We start from the raw sequence: 21,657 nt of genomic DNA, 5'->3' as shown, positions 1-21,657 counted from the left end.
ATTTGACACGCAATCCCCAGGCCTGACGGCCCGGCGCCCCGCATGTCGTATCAGTCCAGTCCGGCCTTGTCCAGGCCGTAAGCCTTGTCGAGCACGCCGGGCGGGGTGCGGAAGGCCACGTTGAGGCGGTTCCAGGCGTTGATGGTCATCACCGCGAAGGTCAGCGCAGACAGTTCCTTTTCGCTGAACTGTTCGCGCACCTCGGCGAACACGTCATCGGGCACGCCATGCGCGCCCAGGCTGGTCACCGCTTCGGTCCAGGCCAGGGCCGCGCGCTCGCGCGAGCTGAACAACGGCGACTCGCGCCACACCGGCAAGTGGTGCAGCCGCAGCGGGCGTTCGCCGTGCATGTGGGCCTGCTTGACATGCATGTCGAGGCAGAAGGCGCAGCCATTGATCTGCGAGGCGCGGATCTCCACCAGGTGATGGATCGCCGGCTCGAGGCCGGCGCCGCGGGTGAGTGCGCCGAGTTCGACCAGCTTATTGAACATGTCCGGCACTTGCTGCATGGCATTGAGGCGTTGCGTCATGAAAATTTCCTGTTGAGACAAGGGGGTTGGGAGGAACGCGCGGATGTTGTCCATCCGCAACCCTGAAGACGTTCGGCACGCGTCGCTTGTGACATCGCCGCACAGGAAAAGCCGGGAAGGCTCAGTGCGCCCAGGCCGCGGCGACGCGCGCGAGCTTGTCCGGATTGCGCTGCACGTGGATGCGGACGATGCGCCCGTCGTCGATCTCGTAGGTCTGCGCGGACTCCAGCACACCGTCGATGAAGCGCAACATGCCCCACTGGCCGTTGATGCGCGCCACGGCCAGGCGCTGCCCGTCGCCGTGGCGGCGATGACTGGCCAGGTACAGGCGGGCGATGCGCTCGCCGCCCTGCAGCGGCTTGGGAAAGGTCGGCACCCGCCCGCCGCCGTCGCCGATCAGCTCGGCGCCCTCGGCCAGCATGGCGCGCATGGCGGCCATGTCGCCGTGCGTGACGGCACGGGCGAAACCTTGCAGCAGACGCTCGTGGGCCGCCGGCGAGACCGTCTGGCGCGGGCGTTCGTCGTGCAGCTGCGCGCGGGCCCGGTGCACCAGCTGGCGGCATGCCGCCTCGGACTTGCCCACCGCCTGCGCGACCTCGGAATAGTCGGCGTCGAACACTTCCTTGAGCAGGTAGGCGGCGCGCGCCTCGGGCGAGAGCCGTTCGAGCAGCAGCAGGAACGCCACCGAGATCTGGTCGGCCCGCTCGAGCATCTGCTCCGGGTTGTCGGGCGCGTCGCCCAGCACCGGCTCGGGCAGCCACATCCCGGCGTAGTGGGCCCGCTGCACGCGCGCGGCGCGCAGCCGGTCGATCGCCAGGCGGGTGGTCACCGTCACCAGCCAGCCCTCGGTGCTGTCGGGCCCGGCCTCGCCGGATCGCTCGTGCCAGCGCAGCCAGGCGTCCTGCACCACCTCCTCGGCCTCGGCGACCGTGCCGAGCATGCGATAGGCGATGCCCTGCAGGCGCGGGCGGAGGCGGACGAATGTCTTGTCGAGATCTTCCATGACAGCCAGGACGTTCGGAGCAGCCATTTTGTGACATCGCCCGCGCGCCCGGCCGGGCATCCGGGCGCCGCGTTCAGGCCGGGCCGTCGCGCAGGGCCCGCTCGGCCAGCAGGAACGTGGCGGCATTCCAGCTCTGTCCGGCCATGCCGCCGGCGGCCAGCGAGCGGCCGTGGAACCACTCCGTGAAGCGCCAGTCGTCCGCCTGGTTCGCCCGGGCCAGCGCCGCCAGCTCGGACCAGGCCTGGGGCACCAGGCCCAGGCGCGCGAGCGCCAATACCCAGTAGCCGCCCACGAAGGGCCAGATGCCGCCGTTGTGGTACTGGTGCACCAGGTTCTGCTGGTGGCGTCCCATGTACGGACGCCACAGCGGATGCTGGCGCGCCAGGGGGTGCAGCACCACCCGCAACGGATAGGGCTCGGACGCCCGGGCCGCATGGATGGTGCGCACGATGCGGCGCGCCATGGCCGAATCGGCCAGCCCGCACAGGATCGCCAGCAGGTTGCCGAAGACGTCGCCTTCGTCGCCCACCACCGACAGGTTGACGAAGCTCAGGTACATGCCCGGATCGCGCCGGCCGCGCCGCGCATAGTGGCGCAACAGCCGCGCGCGGTGGTATTGCGGCAGGTCGCGCTGGAACGGGTTGAACAGATGGTTGAAGTGGTGGGCGGTCGCGTCCGCGTGCGCCAGGCCGAAGCGGCGCTTGACCTCGAACCACAGCGCGTTGGTGTAGAGCACGTAGCCCGAGCGCGGCATGATGTCGGCCCAGTCGCTCGCCTCGTTCTGCTGCAGCAGCCGGAAATGCTGGTGCTCCTGCGCCAGCAGCCAGCCGATGGCGCGCCCGGCTTCGTCCCGCCAGCGGTCGGCACCGACCGCGCCCTGGCCGCGCGCGTGGTCGACCGCGATGAGCCACCACAACGTCGCGTCGATGCAGCCGAGGTACCAGAAATCGGCGTCCTGCCCTTGCGGGTCGACGTACTTCGGGATCTGCCCGTTCGCCGCCTGCTGCGCCGCCAGCGACTCCAGGCTGGCAACCGCACCCTGCTCGAGCGCGGGCACGCCGCTGCCGCACATCGCCATCACGCAGATGGCCGCGTCGCGGCCGAAGATGCGGGTGTAGCGCCGCGCGACCGATGCCGCGCTGGGAGTGGCCGCCAGGATGCCGTGCGGCGTCAGGTTGCGCTGCAGCAGGTCGAGCGAGGCGCGGCTGCAGGCGCGGATCAGGTCAAGGTCGTCGGAGTCCGGTTGCATGCGCCCATGCTACGGCGCGCCGGCATGCCGGGCCATGTGCACCTGGTGCAGCGTGATCTTGCGCACCTCCGACTGGCTGGTCTCGATGTGGGCGCGCAGCAGCATCGCAGCCTGGTCGCCGCGGTTGGCGCGCACCGCCTTGAGGATCTTGGCGTGCTCGTCGTAGGTGGCGTCGATGCGCCGCTGCAGGGTGAAGTCCAGCCGGCGGATGATGCGGATGCGCTCGGTCACGTCGCGGTGGATGCGCGCCATCTCGGCGTTGCCGGCGGCGGCCACCAGGTCGCAGTGGAACCGCTCGTCCCATTGCGCCACCTGCTCGGCGTCGGCGCTGCGCTGCGCCGGCGGCACCAGCCAGATCGCGGCCAGTTGCTCGAGCAGGCTGCGGTCCACCCGCTGGTCCGTCTCGCACAGCCGGTGCACGGCCGTGGTCTCCAGCACCATGCGAACGTCGTAGAGCTGCTCGAACTGGTCGAAGTCGAAGGGCAGCACGCGCCAGCCGCTGCGAAACAGCACCTCGACGAAACCCTCCTGCTGCAGGCGAAAGAGGGCCTGGCGCACGGGCGTGCGCGACACGCCCAGGCGTTCGCTGATCTCGTTCTCGGTGAAGCGGTCGCCCGGCACGAGGCGAAACCCGGCGATGTCGCGCTTGAGCTGCGCATGCACCTCGTCCGCACGCGTGCGAAAGACCGCGACGGTGTCGGCCGCGGGGGCAGCGGCTCGGGCGGGCCTGACGGGGCGGACGGCGGTGCGGGCAGCGGTCACCTGGGTGATCTTAGGCCGCGCGCGCTGCCGCCGGCAAGGTGGCGGGCCCGGCCGCGCCAAGCGCAGCCAGCAGTGCCGTGCTGGGCGCCGTCCAGCCGACGATGCCGCCCTGCGCGCGCACCATCTCCAGCGTGGCCGCCTTGAACTGCGGGAAGTAGCTTTCGGTGCAGTCCTCCAGCAGGAGGCAGTCGTAGCCGCGGTCGTTGGCCTCGCGCATGCTCGTCTGCACGCAGACCTCGGTGGTGACCCCGGCGAACAGCAGCCAGCGGATGCCGCGTTCCTGCAACCGGGCCTGCAGCCCGGTCGCATAGAAGGCGCCCTTGCCGGGTTTGTCGAGCACGATCTCGCCGTCCACCGGCGCCAGCGCGTCGATGATCTGGCTGCCCGGCTCGCCGGCGACCAGGATGCGCCCCATCGGTCCGGCGTCGCCGATGCGCAGGCGGGGGTTGCCGCGGTTGCGCTTGGCGGGCGGGCAATCGGCCAGGTCCGGCCGGTGCGCTTCGCGCGTGTGCACCACCAGGCCGCCGGCCTCGCGCCAGGCGGCCAGCAGCGCCTGGCAGGCCGGCACGATCTTCGCCAGCAGGCTGACGTCGTTGCCCAGCGTCTCGCCGAAGCCGCCCGGCTCGATGAAGTCGCGTTGCATGTCGATCAGCACCAGCGCGGTGCGTTCGGCTTCGCACGCGAAGGCAAAGGGTTCGGCGTCGATTCGCAGCAGGCGGGGGCTCGTCGTCATGGCGGCTCTCGTTGGTGGATGGCGTCTTGCGTTGCCGTTCAGGCCGCCTCGCGCAGCGGCGATGGGTCGGCGGCCTGGGCCGGCACGGCAGGCGGCGCAGGGGCGGCTGCGCCGTGGTGGTCGCCGCCGCCCATGTGGGCGCCCAGTACGTGGCGCTGCGCGCCGTCCGCCTGCGTCTCGTAGACGATGCGGCCTTCGCTCATGACCACGATGCGGTCGGCCAGCTCCAGCAGTTCGTCCAGGTCCTCGCTGACCAGCAGCACGGCACCGCCGCGGTTGCGCACGCCAACGATGCGCGCGTGAATCTCGGCAACCGCCGCGAAGTCGAGGCCGAACACCGGGTTGGCCGCGATCAGCACGGCGATGTCGCCGGCCAGCTCGCGCGCGAGCACGGCGCGCTGGACGTTGCCGCCGGACAGGCTGCGGATGGGCGCGTTCTCGCCCTGCGTCTTGACGCCGTAGCCGGCGATCCACTCGCGCGCCCGTGCGCGCCAGGCCGCAAAGCGCAGCAGGCCGCCGCGGGCCAGCGGGGGCTGGTCGAAATCGCGCAGCGCCATGTTCTCGGCCACGCTGAGGTCGCCGACGCAGGCATTGCGCAACGGCTCCTCGGGCAGGCTGCGCACCTTCAGACGGCGGTTCTGCTCGCGCCTGGCCGCGTAGGGATGGCCGTCGACGCGGACCTGCCCGGCCAGGCGCGGGCGCTGGCCGACCAGCGCCTCCACCAGTTCGCGCTGGCCGTTGCCGGAGACGCCGGCCACGCCGAGGATCTCGCCGGCCCGCACCTGCAGCGACAACGCGCGCACGGCGAGCGTTCCGCGGTCGCCTGCCGCGCTCAGGCCTTGCACCTCGAGCGCCACCGGGGCGTCAGGCGCGACCCCGCTGCCCGGCGCGCGCGAGGCGGGCCGGTCGCGAAGCTGGTCGGCCACGCCGGCGGTGCCGGCGGCCTCGCCCATCATGGCCGCGGCCAGCTGCGCCGGCCGGGTGGCGGCCACACTGCAATGGTGCACCGCCCTGCCCCGCCGCAGGACCGTCACGTCGTCGGCGTACTGCATCACCTCGCGGAACTTGTGCGTGATGATCAGCACCGTGCACAGGCCGCTGCGGGCGAACTCGCGTACGTGGCTGAGCACTTCGTCCGCTTCCTGCGGCGTGAGCACCGAGGTGGGCTCGTCCAGTATCAGCAGGCGCGGCTTCAGGTACAGCTGCTTGAGCAGCTCCAGCTTCTGCTTCTCGCCCGCGGCCAGTTCGGCCGGGCGGGCGTCCAGGTCCAGCGTGAACGGCGTGGTCGACAGGAACCGCCGCAGCTCGGCGCGCTTTTCCTTCCAATCGATGACCGCCGGCGTGCGGCCGCCGGCCAGGAGCAGGTTCTCGGCGACCGTCATGCCCGGCGCCAGCGTGAAGTGCTGGTAGACCATGCCGATGCCCAGCGTCCGGGCGACGATCGGGTTGGCGATGGCCTGCTCGCGCCCGTCGATGAGGATGCTGCCCTCCTCGGCCACCTGGAAGCCGGCCACGCACTTGACCAGCGTGCTCTTGCCGGCGCCGTTCTCGCCCAGCAGGGCATGGACGGTGCCGGGCTCCACCCGCATGGTCACCGCATCCATCGCAGTGAAGCTGCCGAAGCGCTTGGTCAGCTGGTAGGTGTCGAGCGCCAGCGCGCCGGTCGCGCGCGGCTGCGGCTCGAGCGGCGCGATCATGCCGCCGCCTCCGCCAGCGAAGGCGCCGACGCACCCAGTGCGGCGAGCAGCGCCTGCGAGTGCGCATGGGCGCCGAACACGCCGCCCTGCATCGTGATCATCTTCAGCGCCGCCAGGTGATTGGCTGGGTCGGTGGCCGCGGTGCAGTCCGACAGCACCAGGCACTCGAAACCGCGGTCGTTGGCTTCGCGCATCGTGGTGTGCACGCACACGTCGGTCGTGATGCCGGCCAGCACCAGGTTGTCGATGCCGCGCGTGCGCAGGATGAGTTCCAGGTCGGTGGCGCAGAACGACCCCTTGCCCGGTTTGTCGATCACCACCTCGCCCGGCAATGGCGCGAGTTCCGGGATGATCTCCCAGCCCGGCTCGCCGCGCACCAGGATGCGTCCGCACGGCCCGACGTCGCCGATGCCGATGCCGCCGGTGCCGATCTGCCGCGAGCGCCAGCGCTTGTTCGCCGGCAGGTCCGACAGGTCGGGCCGGTGCCCTTCGCGCGTGTGCATCACGTGATGGCCGGCCGCGCGCATGGCCGACATCACGCGCCGCAGCGGCGCGATCGGCGCCCGCGTCAGCCCGATGTCGTAGCCCATCTTGTCGACGTAGCCGCCGGGCCCGCAGAAGTCCGTCTGCATGTCGATTACGACGAGCGCCGTGTTGGCCGGTCGCAGGTCGCCGTTGTAGGGCCAGGGATAGGGGTTGGCATCCACGTGCAGCGTCATGTCGGCCTCTCCTTCGGGCGTGTTCACCGTGTCGACGACAGCTCGCCCGGGCTGCCCGCGGCGGCCGTGCCCGGCTTGCAGCTGGCATACAGGATGACCAGCGTCAGCACGTACGGCACGGTGTTGAACAGGTGGTAGCCCCAACCGATGCCGACCGACTGCAGCGCCGGACCGAGCGCGCCGGCGCCACCGAACAGCAGCGCGGCACCGACGCAACGCAGCGGGCTCCAGCGCGCGAAGATCACCAGCGCCACGGCAATCAGGCCCTGGCCGCTGGAGATGCCCTCGTTCCAGCTGCCGGGATAGAACAGCGTCAGCGAGGCTCCGCCCAGGCCGGCAATGAAGCCGCCGGCGGTGGTCGCGGCAATGCGGATGCCAGGCACCGAGTAGCCGAGCGCGCGCGTCGCACTTGCCGAATCACCGGCCAGGCGCACCAGCAGCCCGGCGCGGGTGCGGGCGAAGCCCCACCACATCAGCGCCGCCAGCGCGACGCCGATCGGCACCAGCGCATTGACCTGCAGCGCGGCACGCACCGCGGCGCTGCTGCTCCATTCGCCCAGCGGGATCGGCGGGATCTGCGGCGCCTGCGGCTGGATCAGGGGTTTGCCCAGATAGAAGGCCAGGCCGGTGCCCAGCAGCATCAGCGCGATGCCGGTGGCGACATCGTTGACGCCATCGAGCGAACACAGCAACCCGTGCAGCAGGGCCAGCGCCGCGCCCGCGCCGGCGCCGATGAGCACGCCCAGCCAGGCTGAACCGGTGAGGTAGGCGCCGCCGAACGACGCCATTGCCGACAGCACCAGCACGCCCTCCAGCCCGAGGTTGATGCGGCCGGATTTCTCGGTCAGGCACTCGCCCAGGCTGACGAACAGGAAGGGCGCGCCCACGCGCAACGCCCCGCCGACGATGCCCGCGAACAACGCGATCCACTGGTCGGCGCTCATGTCGGGGCCCTCTGCGGAATGCGCAGGCGCAGCCAGCGCGCGCCGAATGTCTTCCAGTCCATTCCGCGCAGCGCCTCGCTCGCCAGGATCAGCACGAAGGCGATGCCCTGCAGCACCAGCACCGAGGCGTCGGGCAGGCCCAGGCGGCGCTGCAGCATGGAGCCGGCGGCGCCGAATCCGCCGAACAGGATGGCCACCGGAATGATGGCCGCTGGGTTCTGGCGGGCGATGAACGCGACCAGGATGCCGGCATAGCCGTACCCGGCGATGAGCGAGGCGTTGGCATTGGTGTGCACCGCCGCCACCTCGATCGCGCCCGCGAGGCCGGCGCAGGCGCCGCCCAGCGCGCACGCCAGCACGATCAGCCGCGTGGCGGGCAGCCCCACCAGCGCCGCCGCGCGCGGATTGCCGCCCACCACCCGCACCGAGAAGCCCGACGCCGTGCGGCGCAGCCAGAAGCCGAGGGCGATGCAGGCGAGCACGCCCACCACCAGGCCCCAGTGCACGTCCGACCCCGCGATGCCGCCGATCAGCAGGCCTTCGTCCAGCGAATGCGTGGACGGCTTGTTCAGGCTGGCCGGGTCGCGCAGCGGCCCTTCCACCAGATGCTTGAAGATGCCCACCGCGACGTAGGCCAGCAGCAGGCTGCTGATGGTCTCGTTGATGCCGCGATGCTGGCGCAGCCAGCCGGCCAGGGCGATCCAGGCCCCGCCCGCCAGCGCCCCGGCGAGGCAGGCCAACGCCGTGCCGGCGGCGTTGTGCGGCAGCCCTGGCAGTTGCGCGACGGCGGCGCAGCCCAGGCCGCCGAGCACCAGTGCGCCTTCGCCGCCGATGATGACCAGGCCGGCCCGCGCCGGAATGGCCACGCACAGCGCCGTGAGCATGAGCGGGGCGGCCCGCTGCAGCGTGTTCTGCCAGGAGAACCAGTCGCCGAAGGCGCCGCGGAACAGCAGCGCCCAGACCTCCACTGGACTGACGCCGGCCAGGGCCACCAGCGCGCCGAACAGCAGCAGCGCCACGGCAATCGCCAGCACCGGCAGGAGGATGTCGTCGAGGGCGTTGCGCATCGCGCCGGCCTTGGGTTGACAGCCGCGGCGTGCGTCAGAGCGCGCCGGCCACGCCTTCGACCAGGTAGTTCATCTTCTCGAGCTGCAGGTCGGTCTGCTGGTAGGTCTTGCCTGCGGCGATCACCTCGGCGCCCTTGTTGTCCTTGAGCGGCCCCTTGAAGATGTCGAAGCTGCCCGCGATCATCCGGGCCTTGATGTCATCGGCCTGCTTGCGCGCGGCCTCCGGCACCTTGGGGCCGTAGGCCGACATCTTCACGAAGCCTTCCTTGAGGCCGCCGCGCAGGAAGTTGGGGTGAGGCTGACCGGTGCGCGCGGCTTCGAGGATCGTCTTGTAGGCGGTGATCCAGTTCCATTCGGCGCCGGTCAGGTAGGCATCGGGCGCCAGCTTCGCCTGGCTGGCGTGGTAGCCGCACACCATCTTGCCGCGCCTGGCCGCCGTCTCGACCACCACCTTCGGGCCGTCGACGTGCATGGTGAAGACGTCCACGCCCTGGTCGGCCAGGCTGTTCGTGGCCTCGGCCTCCTTCACGGGCATCGACCAGTCGCCGGTGAACATGGCCGCGCAGCTGATGGACGGGTCGACCGAGCGCGCGCCCAGGGTGAAGGCGTTGATGTTGCGCAGCACCTGGGGAATCGGCTTGGCCGCGACGAAGCCGATCTTCTTGCTCTGGCTCATGTGCCCGGCGATGACGCCGTTGAGGTACTGGCACTCGTCGATGTAGCCGAAGAAGCTGCCTGCGTTCTTCGGCTTGCCTTCCGACCACAGCCCGCCGCAGTGGGCGAAGCGTACGTCCGGGTACTTGGGCGCCAATGCCAGGATGTGCGGGTCGAAATAGCCGAACGAGGTCGGGAACAGCAGCGACGCGCCGTCCTGCACGATCATCCCGGTCATGGTCTTCTGCACCGCGGCCGTCTCCGGCACGTTCTCTTCCTCGACCAGCTTCACGCCGGGCATCTTCCTGAGCTCGGCGGCCGCGGCCGCGTGCGCCTGGTTGTAGCCGTAGTCGTCACGCGGGCCGACATAGATCACGCCGACCGTGATCGGCTTCTGCGCCCGCGCCACGGCGCTCCAACCGCCGAGCGTACCGGCCGCGCCAAGGGCGGCCAGCGACTTCAGCGAATCACGACGGTTGACCTTGAACTGCTGCATGGTGCGCTCCTCGCGAAAGATGAAAGGAAGACGGTCGGCAACTTGGATACAAGATTGGATGCATAAAGCATGCCGGCGCTTTTCCGCTCCTGGATGGGCCTGCGGGCACCGTCATGCATCGAAGCGGTGCGCCGAGGGCACCTTCCTCAGCCCATCAGGCTCACGTGCGCGGCCACCACGCGCCAACCTTGCGCGGTGCGCACCCAGGTCTGGCTCTGGCGGCCGGGCCGGCTGCTGCCGACGCGCTGGAATTCGATGTTGGCGGTGGCGAAATCCCGCCCGTAGGTGGTGATGACGGTGCGCAACACGTCGCGCGCCAGGCCCTGCGACGGGCGGCCCGCGCGAAAGGCCTGGATCTCGTCGTAGCCGTAGAGGTTCTCGCCGGCGCCGTAGCGCAGCGTGTGCGGGCTGTTCCAGAACAGTTCGTCCAGCACCTCGACGCGGTTGTTCACCAGCGCGTCCTCGTAGCGCGCGAACGCGGCTGCGACTTCCGCCAGGATCTCGGGAATGTTGATGTCGTGTCTGTCGTCGATCATGGTCGATGGATGTTCTGTGTTGCGTTCAGGCCAGGGGCGCCACCGGCGCGCGCGCCACGCCGGCGGCCTCGAGTTCGGCGGCGACGCGCAGCACCAGGTCTTCGCGCCAGGGCGCGCCGATCACCTGCACGCCGACCGGCAGCCCGCCGCCGTCGGCGGTCCACACCGGCACCGCGCATACCGGCAGGCCGATGCACGACAGCGGCTGCGTCAACACGCCCATGTTGGGGCGCACCTGCAGGCGCTGGCCGCCCACCTCGAACCACTCGGCACCGATCGGCGTGGCGGCGCAGGGCGTTGCCGGCGCCAGCAGGATGTCGAAACGCTCGAAGACGCGTGCCACCGCCTCTGCATAGACGCGCCGCACGCGCTGGGCGCGCGTGATCCAGGCGGCCGGCAGCAGCGCGCCCGCCAGGAAGCGGTCGCGCGACAGCGGCTCGAAGTCCTGCGGTCGGCGGCGCAGGTCCTCCAGGTGCAGCGCCGCGCCTTCGGCATTGGTGATGAGAAAGGCCGCCGCCCGGCCCGCCTGCACCATCGGCAGTTCCACCCGTTCGCCCACCGCCAGAGCGCCTGCCGCCTTGTCCAGCGCCGCCAGGGCCTGCGGCAGGGCGCGGTTGCGGAAGTAGCCGTCGAGTACCCCGATGCGCAGGCCCTGCGTGCCCGCGCCCAGGCGCGGCATCACCGGTTCGGCAGCCCGCTGGGCGCAGCCGGGGTCGCGCCCGGCACCGGTCTCCGGACCCTGCATCGCGTCGTAGGCCAGCGCCAGGTCGCGCGCCGAGCGGGCCAACGGCCCCAGGTGGTCCAGGCTGGAGACGAAGGGATAGGTGCCGGTGCGCGGCAGGCGGCCGAAGGTGGGCTTGAGGCCGAACACGCCGCACAGCGAAGCGGGCACGCGGATCGAGCCATTGGTGTCCGATCCGAGCGTCAGCGGCACCTGCCCGGCAGCCACCGCCGCGCCGGAGCCGCCGGACGAGCCGCCGGCAATTCGGGTCAGGTCGTGCGGGTTGCGCACCGGGCCTTCGTGGCTGTTCTCGGTGGTGAAGCCATAGGCGTATTCGTCCATGTTGAGCGCGCCGACCAGCACCGCGCCGGCCGCCTCGAGGCGCTGCACCAGCAACGCGTCCGCTTGCGCCGGCGGGCTGTCGCGCTCGATCTTCGAGCCCGCCAGCGTCGGCAGGCCGGCCACATCGAACAGGTTCTTCACGGCGAAGGGCACGCCCAGCAACGGCAGCGCGCGTGCGTGCGCACCCTCCGGCCCGGCCAGCTGCGCGTCCAGGCGCGCAGCCCGTTCGAGGGCGCGTTCGGCGACCCGCGCGGTGAAGGCGTTGACCCGGCCGTCGGTGGCCTCGATCCGCGCGAGGGCGGCCAGCGCCAACGCCGTGGCGCTGGTGCCGCCGGCACGCACGGCGTCGGCCATCGCGGCGGCATCGCGCAGCAGCAGATCCGCCGCGGCGCCGGCATCCTCGGGGGTGCGCACCGCGCTCACGACTTGGACTCCTGCGGCGCGACCGGCACGAACTGCACCGCCGGCTCGACGTGCGGCGCCAGCGGCACCGCATCCAGCAGCGCAGCCATGTCGGCGGCCAGTGCAAAGTAGCGCAGCACGCCGGCGCGATGCGCCGGCTGCAGCTGCAGGTCGAGCGCGCGGGCGCTCGCGTCCACGAAGGATTCGATCTGTTCGGGCGTCATGTCGCTCACCGGCGGACCTCGCGCTGGAATATCTCCAGGCTGCGCTTCTTGGTGCGCACGAAGCTGTCTTCGCTGAGCGTGTCCACGGTGCGCGGCCGGGCGTCGCCGTACGGCAGGATCTCGGCCACGCGTGTCGGGCGCTTGGTCAGCAGCAGCACCTGGTCGGCCAGGTACACCGCTTCCTCCAGGTCATGGGACACCAGCAGCATGGTGGTGCCGGTGGCCATGAAGACCTCCTGCAGCTTCTCGCGGATGAACAGCGTCATCTCGAAATCCAGCGCGGAGAACGGCTCGTCCAGGAACAGCACCTCCGGCTCGGGCGCCAGCGCGCGCATGATCGAGGCCGTCTGCTGCTGGCCACCGGACAGCTCGTACGGGTAGCGGTTCAGGTCGAACTTGACGTCGAACGAAGCCACCAGCTCGGCCATGCGCCGGTCCACCTGCGCCTTGCTCCGCCCTTCCAGCTTGAGCGGGTAGGCGATGTTGTCGATGGTGCGCATCCAAGGGAACATCGCTTCGCGGTAGTTCTGGAAGACGTAGCCGATCTTGGTGTCCTTGAGCGACTTGCCGTCGAACAGGATCTCGCCCGCGTCGATCGGCACCAGCCCGGCGATCATGTTGATCAGCGTCGACTTGCCGCAGCCGTTCGGGCCGAACACCGACACGATCCTGTGCTTGGGTATGTCCAGGTCGAAGTTCTCGTACAGCGGCCAGCCGGCGAAATACTTGGTCAGCCCGCGGATGGTGATGTGGGTGCCGGCCGGTCCGGGCACGAACGCCGGCTTCGGCACGTCGGCATACACCGGGCCATTGATGACGTTGTCGGTGGTTCTCATCGGCCGCTCCAATGCACGATGCGGCGCTCGGCCACCAGGAACAGGATGTTGAGCGCATAGCCCAGCGCGCCGGCCGCCAGGATCGACGCATACATGTCGCGCACGTTCATGACCTGCTGCGAGTTGATGATGCGGTGGCCCAGGCCGGAATCCGAGCCGATGAACATCTCGGCCACGATCACGATCACCAGCGCCATCGACACGGCCGAGCGCAGCCCGACGAAGGTCGGCTGCAGGCTTTCCCAGACCAGCACGTCGCGGAATATCTGCCAGCGCGTGGCGCCCATCACCTTGGCCGCCATCACCCGCTGGCGGCGCGCGTTCATCACGCCGTAGGCGCTGTTGAACACCACGATCAGCAACGCGCCGAAGGCGGCGATGGCGACCTTGTTGACGTCGCTCACGCCGAAGATCATGAGGAACAGCGGGATCAGCGCCGAGGACGGCGTCGAGCGGAAGAAGTCGATCAGGAACTCCACGCTGCGGTAGGCCTTCTCGTTGCTGCCGAGCAGCACGCCCAGCGGAACGCCGACCACGGCCGCCACGACGAAGGCCTGCAGCGTGCGCCACACCGTGACCGCGAAGTCGCCGAGCAGCGAGCCGCCGGCCAGGCCGGTGAGCAGCGTGGCGATGGTGTCGGCCGGCGCCGGCAGCAGGATCGCCTTGATGAAACCAAGGCGCACCGCCAGGTCCCAGACGATGAACAGCACGACGGGGCCGATGAAGGGCAGCGCCTTGTGCCAATGCGAGGCGCGCGGCGGCGCCGATGCGGCGGCGGCCGGCGGCGCCCAGGGCGCGGCAGCGGTCGGTGCAGGGTCGGCCATGGCTGCCTCAGCCTTTGTAGAGCATCGAGTCGACCATGAGCCGCGACGAGAAGATGCCCTTCTCGGCGAACAGGTCGAAGAACTTCTGGAAGTGCGCGACGTCCGCCGGCGTGAACTCGTTGTACATGGTGTAGGCGGCCAGCGGCACCTCGCTGGTGAGCTTGCCCTCGATGGCGGTGTAGCCCTTGAGGTACTGGCGCGCTTCGTCCGGCCTGGTGCGCACGTACTGCACGCCCTGCCCATAGGCATTGATGAACTTCTTCGCCACCTCCGGGTTCTTCTTGATGAAGGCGGACGTCAGCGAGGCGGAGCCACCGAACCACGGCGCCAGCGGGTCGCCCAGGACGTACCTGGCGATGACGCCCGACTCGAGCACCCGGGTGCTGCCGTTGAGGCGGCCGATGGTGCCGGTGGGCTCGAGCGTGTAGCAGCCGTCGACCTGGCCGGCGGCGAGCGCGGCCACGTGCTGGCCGATCGGCAGCTCGACCACCGTGGCGCCGGTGGCGCCGCCGCGCTCGAGCACCGTCTTGGCCAGGGTCACGTTCTGGATGCCGGGGCCGGACGCCACGCGCTTGCCCTTGAGGTCGGCCATGGTCCTGGCGGTGCTGGCGGTCGGCACCAGCACTTCGTCGAGGACGTTCTTCTCGTTGCTCGGGTTGGAGCAGAAGATCTTGAAGGTGCCCGGCGCCGCGATCTCGCCGATGGCGATGTTGGCCGAGCCGGTGCCGTTGGCGCTGCCGTCGCAGCGTTCGGCCAGCATGGCTTCCATGATCTGCTGGGCGCCGGCGTAGCGCTGCACTTCGACGTCGATGCCGGCGGCCTTGAAGTAGCCCTGTTCCACCGCGGCGTAGAACGGCAGGCCGGCCGCGATCGGCCAATAGCCCACGCGAACCTTGGCCGCCTGCGCGCGCACCAGCGAAGGCAGTGCCAGCGTGGCCAGGCCGGCCGCGCCGGCCTGCAGCAGCTGGCGACGCCGGGATTTGCTGCCGGCATGGGCGGTCGGGTTGTGCGTGTCGGTTTTCATGGGTCGGCTCCTGCGGGACGGTGAAAAAGGAAGGGGGCGGCAGGCGGGCGTCAGGACGCCTGCCGCTGCTGCACGTAGCGGCGCCAGCCGCCCAGGTGGGTGATGTCGGTGGCGCCTTCCGTGGCCAGCGCTTCGCACACGAAACCCTGGACGGCCGCGCCGCCCTCGAGCTGCAAGGTGCCGATACAAAGCGGGGCGCCAACCAGTGCGACGAAGCTGCCGTAGTGGGCCGCGGGCATTTCCCAGACCTCGACCTCGATGGCGGCGCCCTCGGCCGGTGCCACCCGGACCAGACCGGGCTTGGGCGGCACGGTGCCGGGCAGCGCGAACAGTCGGTAGGCGGAGGCGGTGCGGGTCGTCTCGACCAGGCGTGCGCCGCGCTCGGTGAGCTGGCCATTGAGCGGCATGCCCGACAGGTGCGCGCCGACCACGGCCACGCGCACGGCGCCGCCGGCAACCCGCGCGCCCGCGCCCGCGAGCGGCATGGGCGGCGGCAGCGGCTCGCCGGTGGCGCCCTGAGGCAGGCCCGTCGCGTGGTGATAGCGCTGGCCCAGTTCGGCGAGCCGAAGATCGCTGGCGCACGGGCCGACCAGCGTGATGCCGAATGGCAGGCCGTCGGGCCGCAGGCTGCTGGGCACCGACAGCGCGGCGTAGTCCAGCAGGTTGACGAAGTTGGTGTAGGCGCCCAGGTTGCGGTTCAGTGCGATCGGGTCGGCGCACATCGCCTGCACCGTGTAGTGCGTCGGCGCGGTCGGCAGCAGCAGCAGGTCGATCGCGTCCCACATCGGCGCGGCCAGTTGCGCCAGTGCGCGCAGTTGCGTTTGCGCCAGTGCGTAGTCGGCCGCGTCGTAGCCGCGTCCGGCGGCCAGGATGCCGCGCACCGGCTCGATCACCTCGTCTTCATTGGTGTCGAAGAAATCCCGCACCGCGGCGTAGCGCTCGGCCACCAGCGCGCTCTCGTACAGGAGCGCGGCGGCCTGGGCCAGCGGCGCGTAGTCGACCGGCACGCGCACACCGCCCAGCGCTTCCATGCGCGCGATCGCCTCGTCGAACGCGGCTTGCGCCAGGGCGTCGCCGCAGAATTCCAGCACGTCCGGCACGCCGAAGCGAAAGCCCGGCACGAAGGCATCGGTCCGAAGGTCCAGCGCGCGCGAGTACGGGTCCTGCGGATCGAAGCCCGCGGCAGCCTGCAGCACCCGCACCGCGGTGTCGACCGTGCGCGCGAAGATGGAAACGCAATCGACGCTCTGGGCCGCCGGCACCACGCCGCGCGCGCTGACCAGCCCCTTGGACGGCTTGAGGCCGACGATGTTGTTCAGCCCCGCCGGCACGCGGCCGGAACCGGCGGTGTCGGTGCCGAGCGAGAAATCGGCCTGCCCGGTGGCGACGACGTACGCCGACCCGGAACTCGAGCCGCCACTGACGTAGCGGGCGTCGAAGGCATTGGGCACCGCGCCGTAGGGCGAACGGGTGCCGTTGAGGCCGCAGGCGAACTGATCGAGGTTGGTCTTGCCGAGCACCTGTGCACCGGCTTCGAGCAGGCGCTGCACCACGTGGGCGTGGACTGCCGGCGTCCGCGCGAACGCCGGGCAGCCGGCGGTGGTCGGGACACCGGCGACGTCGATGTTGTCCTTGACGGCGAAGCGCAAGCCCGCGAGCGGGCCGCCCGCCGCGCCGATCAACGGCACATCCAATCGGGCAATCCACGCCGCCTCGGGCCGGGCCGTTCCCGCCTGCGCTGTCGTCAACGTCGCCCCATGCACCATCGTCAAGCATCCTGTCTTGTGTACAAGATGCAATGCAAAGGACGTGCCAGGCCCAAACGACAACAGGGCCACCCGCTGGCGCGGAGGCCCTGTCATTCGCGGTGGCGGTCACCTGGCGGCGCCGCCGGCGGTGCTGGCGTGCACGCCAGCACCGGTGGTTCAGCTCTTCATGGCCTTGATGTCGGCCTTGGCCTTGTCATGGTCGGCCTTGGCCTGGGTCACGCAGGCCTTCTTGGCGTCGCCCTGCTGGTCGTCGCACTTTTCCTTGGCCACGTCATAGGTCATGTCTGCCTTCTCTTCGGCGACCTTGCGCGTGTGTGCAGCCGACGGCTTGTATTGCGCCTCCAACTCGGCCTTGGCCACGTTCTCCTTGCCCTTGGCTTCCTTCATGCAGACATCCTTGGCGTTGTCCTTCATGGTGTCGCACTGCGCCTTGTCTGCCTTGTAGTCCGCCTCGACCTTCTGCTTGGCCGCGTTGTATTCGTCCTTTGTCATGGCGCTGGCGCTCGACATGGCGAAGCAGGTGGAGGCAATGGCGAGAACGATCAGATGCTTTTTCATGGTTTTTTTCCTTTCGAATGGGTGGATCGGATGAGGGCCCGGATCAGGGCTTGCTGGTCAGGGTCTTGGCGGCTTCCTTGACGTCGCCCACCTTCTTCTGAACGGCACCGCTGGCCTTGTCCGCGTTGCCCTCGGCCTGCAGCCGCTCGTTGCCGACCGCCTTGCCGGCGGCCTCCTTCACATGGCCCTTGGCCTTGTCCATGGTGCCTTTGACTTGATCCTTGTTCATGTCCGCTCCTTCGCGATAAGTGAAGCCCGACATGCCGACCGGCTGCCCTGGCCCTGCCCTTTCGGCAGTGCTGCAAGCTTGCTGCGGCCCAGCCGCGCCCGGGGCCGGCGATTGGCCCGAGCGCATGTAGTTCTTTGCCCACCCGCGGCGTCGGCAACCGCATGCCCCCGCCGTGCGCAGGCGGGTGGCACCTGGGCTCTAATCGGCGCTCCCGAACGGAGAAGACCCCATGAACACCAACACCGACCCTCTCGGCCCCGTGGCCATCGTCACCGCCGCCGGCCGCGGCATGGGCGCGGCCATCGCCCGCGAACTGCATGCACGCGGCTACCGCCTCGGCCTCATGTCGCCGTCCGGCAGCGCCCGGGCGCTGGCCGAGGAGCTGGGCGGCTTCGGACTCGACGGATCGGTCGCCAGGCTGGAGGACCTGCAGGCGCTGGTCGACGGCACGCTGGACGCTTTCGGCCGCGTGGACGCAGTGGTCAACCACACCGGCCATCCGCCCAAGGGCGACCTGCTGGAACTGGACGACGACGCCTGGCTCGCCGGCGATCAGATGGTGATGCTGCCGGTGCTGCGCATGGCGCGCCTGGTCACGCCCGCCATGCTGGCCCAGGGCAAGGGCGCGTTCGTGAACATCAGCACCTTCGCCGCCTTCGAGCCGTCGCTGAAGTTCCCGATCTCGTGCACCTATCGCGCGGCGGTGGGTGCTTTCACCAAGCTCTACGCCGACCGCTACGCGGCCGACAACATCCGCATGAATGCGCTGCTGCCCGGCTTCGTGGACAGCCTGGACCACAAGCCGGAGACGGTGCGCGCCGTACCGATGGGACGCGCCGGCAGCGTGGGCGAGATCGCCAAGACCGCCGCCTTCCTGCTGTCCGACGATGCGGGCTACATCACCGGCCAGAACCTGCGGGTCGACGGCGGCATCACGCACGGCGTGTAGCCGCGGGCCTGCCGTGCCGCGCGCCAACCCCGGCCTTCCTTTTTTTGAGCGAGCAACTTCCATGATCTCCACCCTTGCACTCCTGCGCCGCCTGCTGGCGCTGTCCGCCGCGGCCGCCCTGGCCGGCTGCGCCGCCACGTCGCCGATGCCGTCGGCGGCCACCTCCGTCGCCGCAGCGCCCGCGCCGGTCCAGGTGAAGGTCTTCGTCGCGGCGATGTTCGAGATCGGCCAGAACACCGGCGATCGCGCCGGGGAGTTCCAGCACTGGTACGAGCGCTACTGGAAGGGCGCGGCGCCGATCCAGGTGCCCGGCGCGCTCGGGCCGGTGTACTGCAATGCCGATGGCGTATGCGGCGCCGTGCTGGGCATGGGCAAGGTCAATTCGTCGGCCTCGATGCAGGCCATCCTGCAGAACCCGCGCTTCGATTTCTCGAAGGCGTACTACGTGCTGTCGGGCGTGGCCGGCACGCCACCTTCGCGCGGCACCATCGGCGAGGTCAACTGGGCCACCTGGCTGGTGGACTACGACCTCGGCCACCGCTGGGCGCCTGAGGAAGGCAAGCCGGGCGCGCCCACGTTCATGCCGCGCAAGGGCTACGAGGAATACCGCCGCTTCCAGATCAACCCGGCACTGGTGGGCTGGGCCATGAAGCTCAGCGCCGACACGCCGCTGAAGGATTCCGAATCGGCGCGCACCTACCGCATGCGCTACCCGGACGCCGCCGCGCGCCGCGCGCCCTTCGTAGGCACCGGCACCCACATGACGGGAGACACCTTTTTCCATGGCCCCGGCATGTCGAGGCAGGCCCAGTACATCGCCAGGTTGTACGGCGCGGACGACTACGTCATCACCGAGATGGAAGCGGCCGCCATCACGCTGGTGATCAAGCGCAGCCACGGGACCGACCGGGTGATGAGCCTGCGCGGCGCGGTCAACTTCGACCAGGGCAACCCGAAGGAGACCACGCTGGAGCACCTCGACCCGGCGCCCGGCCAGACGGCCGGCGGGTTCGCCGAGACGGTGCAGAACATCGAGCTGGTGGGCAGCCGCGTGGTGGACTACATCGTGGCCAACTGGGGCACGTGGCAGGCGGGCGTGCCGCCGCTGAAATAGCGAAGGGCGCGCGGCGCCCTACTTGCGCCGCGCCGCCTCGTACAAGCCCTGCACGCGCGGCACATTGGCCTGCAGCTTGGCGATGCGGTCGGGCCCGCTCGGATGGGTGGACAGGAAATTGAGGCTGCCGCTGTCGCCCGACACCTTTGCCATCTTCTGCCACAGTGTCATCGAGGCCTGCGGGTCGTAGCCTGCGCGCGCCGCCAGCTCCAGCCCGACCAGGTCGGCGTCGCTCTCGTCGGTGCGGCTGAACTGCAGCGACAACAGTTGTGTGGCGCCACGCGCGGCCAGGTCGCCAAGCTGGCCGAGGCCCAGCAGCTGCGCACCGATCGACAGCGCCAGGCCGGTGCCGGTGCGCTTGGCCAGCTGGGCGCGCGCATGCTCGCGCAGCGCGTGCGCCACCTCGTGGCCCATGACCATGGCAACCTCGTCGTCGGTGAGCTTGAGCTGGTCGAGGATGCCGGTGAAGAAGGCGATCTTGCCGCCCGGCATGCAGAACGCGTTGACCTGCTTGCTGCCGATGAGGTTGACCTCCCATTTCCATTGGGCGGCGCGCGCGTTCCACCGGGGCGCAAACGGAATGATGCGTGCGGCAATGGCGCGCAGCCGCTTGAGCTGCGGGTTGTCCGGCCCGGCGAGCGCCTTCTTGGCCTTGGCTTGCGCCAGCAGTTGCGCGTACTGCTGCGCGCCGGCTTCCTCGAGTTCCTGCACCGGCACCAGGTTGCGGGCCGCCGACGCATCGCCGACCTCGACCTGGGCCCATGCGCCGCCTGCGGCCAGCGCGGCCATGCCGCCGCCGCCCGCGCGCAGGAAATCCCGCCTGGAACCCGGAAGCCCCCTCCAGCACTGGCACTTGTAGTTCATGGGGGAATAATAAGAACACTCGCCATCGCCCCGCCGGCATGCCCCCACACCCAACCGACGCTTCGCCCATTTCTTCCGTCTCCCCCGATCCATCCGCTGCGCCCGCCCGCTCGTGGCGGGACGCCGTCGCCGTCTACCGCGAACCCGCCACCTTGCGCATGCTGGCGCTCGGCTTTGCCGCGGGGCTGCCGCTGCTGCTGGTGCTGGGCACGCTGAGCTTTCGCCTGCGCGAGGCCGGCATCGACCGCGCCACCATCGGCTACCTGAGCTGGGTCGGCCTGGCCTACGCATTCAAATGGATGTGGGCGCCGCTGGTGGACCGGCTGCCACTGCCGCCGCTGACCACGCTCCTGGGGCGGCGCCGCGGTTGGCTGCTGCTGGCCCAGGGCGTGGTCATCGCCGGGCTGATCGGCATGGCCTGGACCGACCCGCGGGCGCACCTCGAGCCGCTGGTGCTGTTCGCGCTTCTGGTCGCCTTCGGCTCGGCCACGCAGGACATCGCGCTGGATGCCTACCGCATCGAATCGGCCGCCAGCGACAAGCAGGCGGCGCTGGCGGCCGCCTACCAGACCGGCTACCGCGCGGCCATGATCTGGGCCGGCGCGGGGGTGCTGTGGATCGCCGCGCGCGCCGAGGTCGCGGACGCAGCGGGCCTCTACCAGAACGGCGCCTGGCGCACGGCCTACATCGCGATGGCCGCGTCGATGCTGGTGGGCGTGGTCACGGTGCTGCTCTCGCCGGAGCCGCAGCGCCGTACGCTGCCGGCCCCGCGCAATGCCGCGGCCTGGCTGCGCGACGTGCTGGTCGAGCCCTTCGCCGATTTCATCCGCCGCTACCGGTGGCAGGCGGCGCTGATCCTGGCGCTGATCGCCGTCTACCGCATCAGCGACGTGGTCATGGGCATCATGGCCAACCCGTTCTACGTCGACATGGGCTTTTCCAAGGACGAGGTGGCGTCCGTCAGCAAGATCTTCGGCGTGATCATGACGCTGGTGGGCGCCTTCGTCGGAGGGGTGCTGTCGGCCCGCCTGGGCGTCATGCGCATCCTCATGCTAGGCGCCGTGCTCAGCGCCGTCAGCAACCTGCTGTTCGCCTGGCTGGCCGGCCACGGCCACGACCTGCGCGCGCTCGTCGCGGTGGTGTCGGCCGACAACCTGGCCGGCGGCATTGCCTCGGCCGCCTTCATCGGCTACCTGTCGAGCCTGACCAACATCAACTACTCGGCCACGCAGTACGCGCTGTTCAGCTCGATGATGCTGCTGCTGCCCAAGTTCATCGCCGGCTACTCGGGCGTGTTCGTCGATGCCCACGGCTACGCCGCGTTCTTCATCGCCACGGCGGCGCTGGGCCTGCCGGTGCTGCTGCTGGTGGCGCTTGCGATGCGCGCCACGCGGACCGCGCCGTAGCCGCC

23 protein-coding genes are annotated in these 21,657 nt (G+C 70.3%); 3 read left to right on the top strand and 20 right to left on the bottom strand.

The features are described 5' to 3' along the window. Positions 1–50: 50 nt before the first annotated feature. From VES41_RS17955 to VES41_RS17865, 19 genes are all read right to left on the bottom strand, one after another. Positions 51–530, bottom strand: a complete 480-nt coding sequence (locus VES41_RS17955; protein WP_324819833.1) for a carboxymuconolactone decarboxylase family protein — start codon at positions 528–530, stop codon at positions 51–53. Positions 531–651: 121 nt separating this feature from the next. Next, entirely contained in the window at positions 652–1,533 is an 882-nt protein-coding gene (locus tag VES41_RS17950; protein ID WP_414719177.1) for an RNA polymerase sigma-70 factor, read from the bottom strand. 73 nt (positions 1,534–1,606) lie between these two features. Next, positions 1,607–2,782 (bottom strand): amylo-alpha-1,6-glucosidase, encoded by a 1,176-nt coding sequence (locus VES41_RS17945; RefSeq protein ID WP_324819829.1) that lies wholly within the window; start codon positions 2,780–2,782, stop codon positions 1,607–1,609. A 9-nt stretch (positions 2,783–2,791) separates the two neighbouring features. Beyond that, the gene (locus VES41_RS17940; RefSeq protein WP_324819827.1) at positions 2,792–3,544 is read right to left on the bottom strand and encodes a GntR family transcriptional regulator; all 753 of its coding nucleotides are present in this window, start codon (positions 3,542–3,544) and stop codon (positions 2,792–2,794) included. Between the two features lie 10 nt (positions 3,545–3,554). Beyond that, entirely contained in the window at positions 3,555–4,277 is a 723-nt protein-coding gene (locus VES41_RS17935) for an isochorismatase family cysteine hydrolase (protein ID WP_324819825.1), read from the bottom strand. A gap of 38 nt (positions 4,278–4,315) precedes the next feature. Further along, positions 4,316–5,974, bottom strand: coding sequence for an ABC transporter ATP-binding protein (locus tag VES41_RS17930; protein WP_324819823.1), 1,659 nt, complete (start codon positions 5,972–5,974; stop codon positions 4,316–4,318). Next, complete coding sequence (locus VES41_RS17925; protein WP_324819913.1) at positions 5,971–6,693, bottom strand: isochorismatase family cysteine hydrolase; 723 nt, start codon at positions 6,691–6,693, stop codon at positions 5,971–5,973. Before VES41_RS17925 ends, VES41_RS17930 begins: the two co-directional genes overlap by 4 nt. A 23-nt stretch (positions 6,694–6,716) precedes the next feature. Then, on the bottom strand, positions 6,717–7,637 hold the full coding sequence (locus VES41_RS17920; protein ID WP_324819821.1) for an ABC transporter permease: 921 nt from the start codon (positions 7,635–7,637) through the stop codon (positions 6,717–6,719). Continuing rightward, entirely contained in the window at positions 7,634–8,704 is a 1,071-nt protein-coding gene (locus VES41_RS17915) for an ABC transporter permease (protein WP_324819819.1), read from the bottom strand. The genes VES41_RS17920 and VES41_RS17915 overlap by 4 nt, the downstream gene beginning before the upstream one ends. Before the next feature lie 34 nt (positions 8,705–8,738). Then, positions 8,739–9,854 (bottom strand): BMP family ABC transporter substrate-binding protein, encoded by a 1,116-nt coding sequence (locus VES41_RS17910; protein WP_324819817.1) that lies wholly within the window; start codon positions 9,852–9,854, stop codon positions 8,739–8,741. Between the two features lie 146 nt (positions 9,855–10,000). Then, positions 10,001–10,390, bottom strand: a complete 390-nt coding sequence (gene hpxZ, locus VES41_RS17905) for an oxalurate catabolism protein HpxZ (RefSeq protein WP_324819814.1) — start codon at positions 10,388–10,390, stop codon at positions 10,001–10,003. Between the two features lie 25 nt (positions 10,391–10,415). Further along, the gene (locus VES41_RS17900) at positions 10,416–11,867 is read right to left on the bottom strand and encodes an AtzE family amidohydrolase (protein ID WP_324819911.1); all 1,452 of its coding nucleotides are present in this window, start codon (positions 11,865–11,867) and stop codon (positions 10,416–10,418) included. A gap of 5 nt (positions 11,868–11,872) precedes the next feature. Continuing rightward, entirely contained in the window at positions 11,873–12,079 is a 207-nt protein-coding gene (locus VES41_RS17895) for an AtzG-like protein (protein WP_324819909.1), read from the bottom strand. Positions 12,080–12,084: 5 nt separating this feature from the next. Then, positions 12,085–12,915: an ABC transporter ATP-binding protein gene (locus tag VES41_RS17890; RefSeq protein ID WP_324819812.1), complete on the bottom strand. Its 831-nt coding sequence runs from the start codon at positions 12,913–12,915 to the stop codon at positions 12,085–12,087. Then, entirely contained in the window at positions 12,912–13,739 is an 828-nt protein-coding gene (locus VES41_RS17885; protein ID WP_324819810.1) for an ABC transporter permease, read from the bottom strand. Before VES41_RS17885 ends, VES41_RS17890 begins: the two co-directional genes overlap by 4 nt. 7 nt (positions 13,740–13,746) lie before the next feature. Then, positions 13,747–14,763 carry an ABC transporter substrate-binding protein gene (locus VES41_RS17880; RefSeq protein WP_324819808.1) on the bottom strand — a complete coding sequence of 339 codons (1,017 nt, stop codon included), beginning with the start codon at positions 14,761–14,763 and terminating at the stop codon, positions 13,747–13,749. A gap of 50 nt (positions 14,764–14,813) precedes the next feature. Further along, on the bottom strand, positions 14,814–16,529 hold the full coding sequence (atzF, locus tag VES41_RS17875; RefSeq protein WP_324819806.1) for an allophanate hydrolase: 1,716 nt from the start codon (positions 16,527–16,529) through the stop codon (positions 14,814–14,816). Between the two features lie 159 nt (positions 16,530–16,688). After that, entirely contained in the window at positions 16,689–17,090 is a 402-nt protein-coding gene (locus tag VES41_RS17870) for a hypothetical protein (protein WP_324819804.1), read from the bottom strand. A 43-nt stretch (positions 17,091–17,133) separates the two neighbouring features. Then, positions 17,134–17,319 carry a CsbD family protein gene (locus VES41_RS17865; protein WP_324819802.1) on the bottom strand — a complete coding sequence of 62 codons (186 nt, stop codon included), beginning with the start codon at positions 17,317–17,319 and terminating at the stop codon, positions 17,134–17,136. 229 nt (positions 17,320–17,548) lie between these two features. On the opposite strand from VES41_RS17865, the gene VES41_RS17860 reads away from it, so the two are divergent. Both VES41_RS17860 and VES41_RS17855 read left to right on the top strand, forming a co-directional pair. After that, positions 17,549–18,268, top strand: coding sequence for an SDR family oxidoreductase (locus VES41_RS17860; RefSeq protein WP_324819800.1), 720 nt, complete (start codon positions 17,549–17,551; stop codon positions 18,266–18,268). A gap of 61 nt (positions 18,269–18,329) precedes the next feature. Then, positions 18,330–19,382, top strand: a complete 1,053-nt coding sequence (locus VES41_RS17855) for a purine nucleoside permease (RefSeq protein ID WP_324819798.1) — start codon at positions 18,330–18,332, stop codon at positions 19,380–19,382. Positions 19,383–19,400: 18 nt separating this feature from the next. Here the strand turns inward: VES41_RS17855 and VES41_RS17850 are convergent, their stop codons facing one another. Beyond that, positions 19,401–20,246: a M48 family metallopeptidase gene (locus VES41_RS17850; protein WP_414719171.1), complete on the bottom strand. Its 846-nt coding sequence runs from the start codon at positions 20,244–20,246 to the stop codon at positions 19,401–19,403. 38 nt (positions 20,247–20,284) lie between these two features. Here VES41_RS17850 and VES41_RS17845 point away from each other — a divergent pair, with 38 nt between their 5' ends. Next, positions 20,285–21,652, top strand: a complete 1,368-nt coding sequence (locus VES41_RS17845) for an AmpG family muropeptide MFS transporter (RefSeq protein ID WP_324819796.1) — start codon at positions 20,285–20,287, stop codon at positions 21,650–21,652. The last annotated feature ends 5 nt before the right edge of the window (positions 21,653–21,657 follow it).

It is taken from the genome of Variovorax sp. (genome assembly GCF_035634955.1).
Lineage (GTDB): Bacteria > Pseudomonadota > Gammaproteobacteria > Burkholderiales > Burkholderiaceae_C > Variovorax.
The sequence above is the reverse complement of the archived record's forward strand: the minus strand, read 5'-3'. Positions and strand labels throughout refer to the sequence as shown.

Excerpts from the sequence above, each read along its gene's own strand:
- VES41_RS17945 (WP_324819829.1), bottom strand. The coding sequence starts at position 2,782 with ATGCAACCGGACTCCGACGACCTTGACCTGATCCGCGCCTGCAGCCGC.
- VES41_RS17930 (WP_324819823.1), bottom strand. The coding sequence starts at position 5,974 with ATGATCGCGCCGCTCGAGCCGCAGCCGCGCGCGACCGGCGCGCTGGCG.
- VES41_RS17955 (WP_324819833.1), bottom strand. The coding sequence starts at position 530 with ATGACGCAACGCCTCAATGCCATGCAGCAAGTGCCGGACATGTTCAAT.
- VES41_RS17920 (WP_324819821.1), bottom strand. The coding sequence starts at position 7,637 with ATGAGCGCCGACCAGTGGATCGCGTTGTTCGCGGGCATCGTCGGCGGG.
- VES41_RS17885 (WP_324819810.1), bottom strand. The coding sequence starts at position 13,739 with ATGGCCGACCCTGCACCGACCGCTGCCGCGCCCTGGGCGCCGCCGGCC.
- VES41_RS17915 (WP_324819819.1), bottom strand. The coding sequence starts at position 8,704 with ATGCGCAACGCCCTCGACGACATCCTCCTGCCGGTGCTGGCGATTGCC.
- VES41_RS17855 (WP_324819798.1), top strand. The coding sequence starts at position 18,330 with ATGATCTCCACCCTTGCACTCCTGCGCCGCCTGCTGGCGCTGTCCGCC.
- VES41_RS17880 (WP_324819808.1), bottom strand. The coding sequence starts at position 14,763 with ATGAAAACCGACACGCACAACCCGACCGCCCATGCCGGCAGCAAATCC.
- VES41_RS17910 (WP_324819817.1), bottom strand. The coding sequence starts at position 9,854 with ATGCAGCAGTTCAAGGTCAACCGTCGTGATTCGCTGAAGTCGCTGGCC.
- VES41_RS17925 (WP_324819913.1), bottom strand. The coding sequence starts at position 6,693 with ATGACGCTGCACGTGGATGCCAACCCCTATCCCTGGCCCTACAACGGC.
- VES41_RS17850 (WP_414719171.1), bottom strand. The coding sequence starts at position 20,246 with ATGAACTACAAGTGCCAGTGCTGGAGGGGGCTTCCGGGTTCCAGGCGG.
- VES41_RS17935 (WP_324819825.1), bottom strand. The coding sequence starts at position 4,277 with ATGACGACGAGCCCCCGCCTGCTGCGAATCGACGCCGAACCCTTTGCC.
- VES41_RS17950 (WP_414719177.1), bottom strand. The coding sequence starts at position 1,533 with ATGGAAGATCTCGACAAGACATTCGTCCGCCTCCGCCCGCGCCTGCAG.
- VES41_RS17870 (WP_324819804.1), bottom strand. The coding sequence starts at position 17,090 with ATGAAAAAGCATCTGATCGTTCTCGCCATTGCCTCCACCTGCTTCGCC.
- VES41_RS17865 (WP_324819802.1), bottom strand. The coding sequence starts at position 17,319 with ATGAACAAGGATCAAGTCAAAGGCACCATGGACAAGGCCAAGGGCCAT.
- VES41_RS17895 (WP_324819909.1), bottom strand. The coding sequence starts at position 12,079 with ATGACGCCCGAACAGATCGAATCCTTCGTGGACGCGAGCGCCCGCGCG.
- VES41_RS17845 (WP_324819796.1), top strand. The coding sequence starts at position 20,285 with ATGCCCCCACACCCAACCGACGCTTCGCCCATTTCTTCCGTCTCCCCC.
- VES41_RS17860 (WP_324819800.1), top strand. The coding sequence starts at position 17,549 with ATGAACACCAACACCGACCCTCTCGGCCCCGTGGCCATCGTCACCGCC.
- VES41_RS17890 (WP_324819812.1), bottom strand. The coding sequence starts at position 12,915 with ATGAGAACCACCGACAACGTCATCAATGGCCCGGTGTATGCCGACGTG.
- atzF (WP_324819806.1), bottom strand. The coding sequence starts at position 16,529 with ATGGTGCATGGGGCGACGTTGACGACAGCGCAGGCGGGAACGGCCCGG.
- hpxZ (WP_324819814.1), bottom strand. The coding sequence starts at position 10,390 with ATGATCGACGACAGACACGACATCAACATTCCCGAGATCCTGGCGGAA.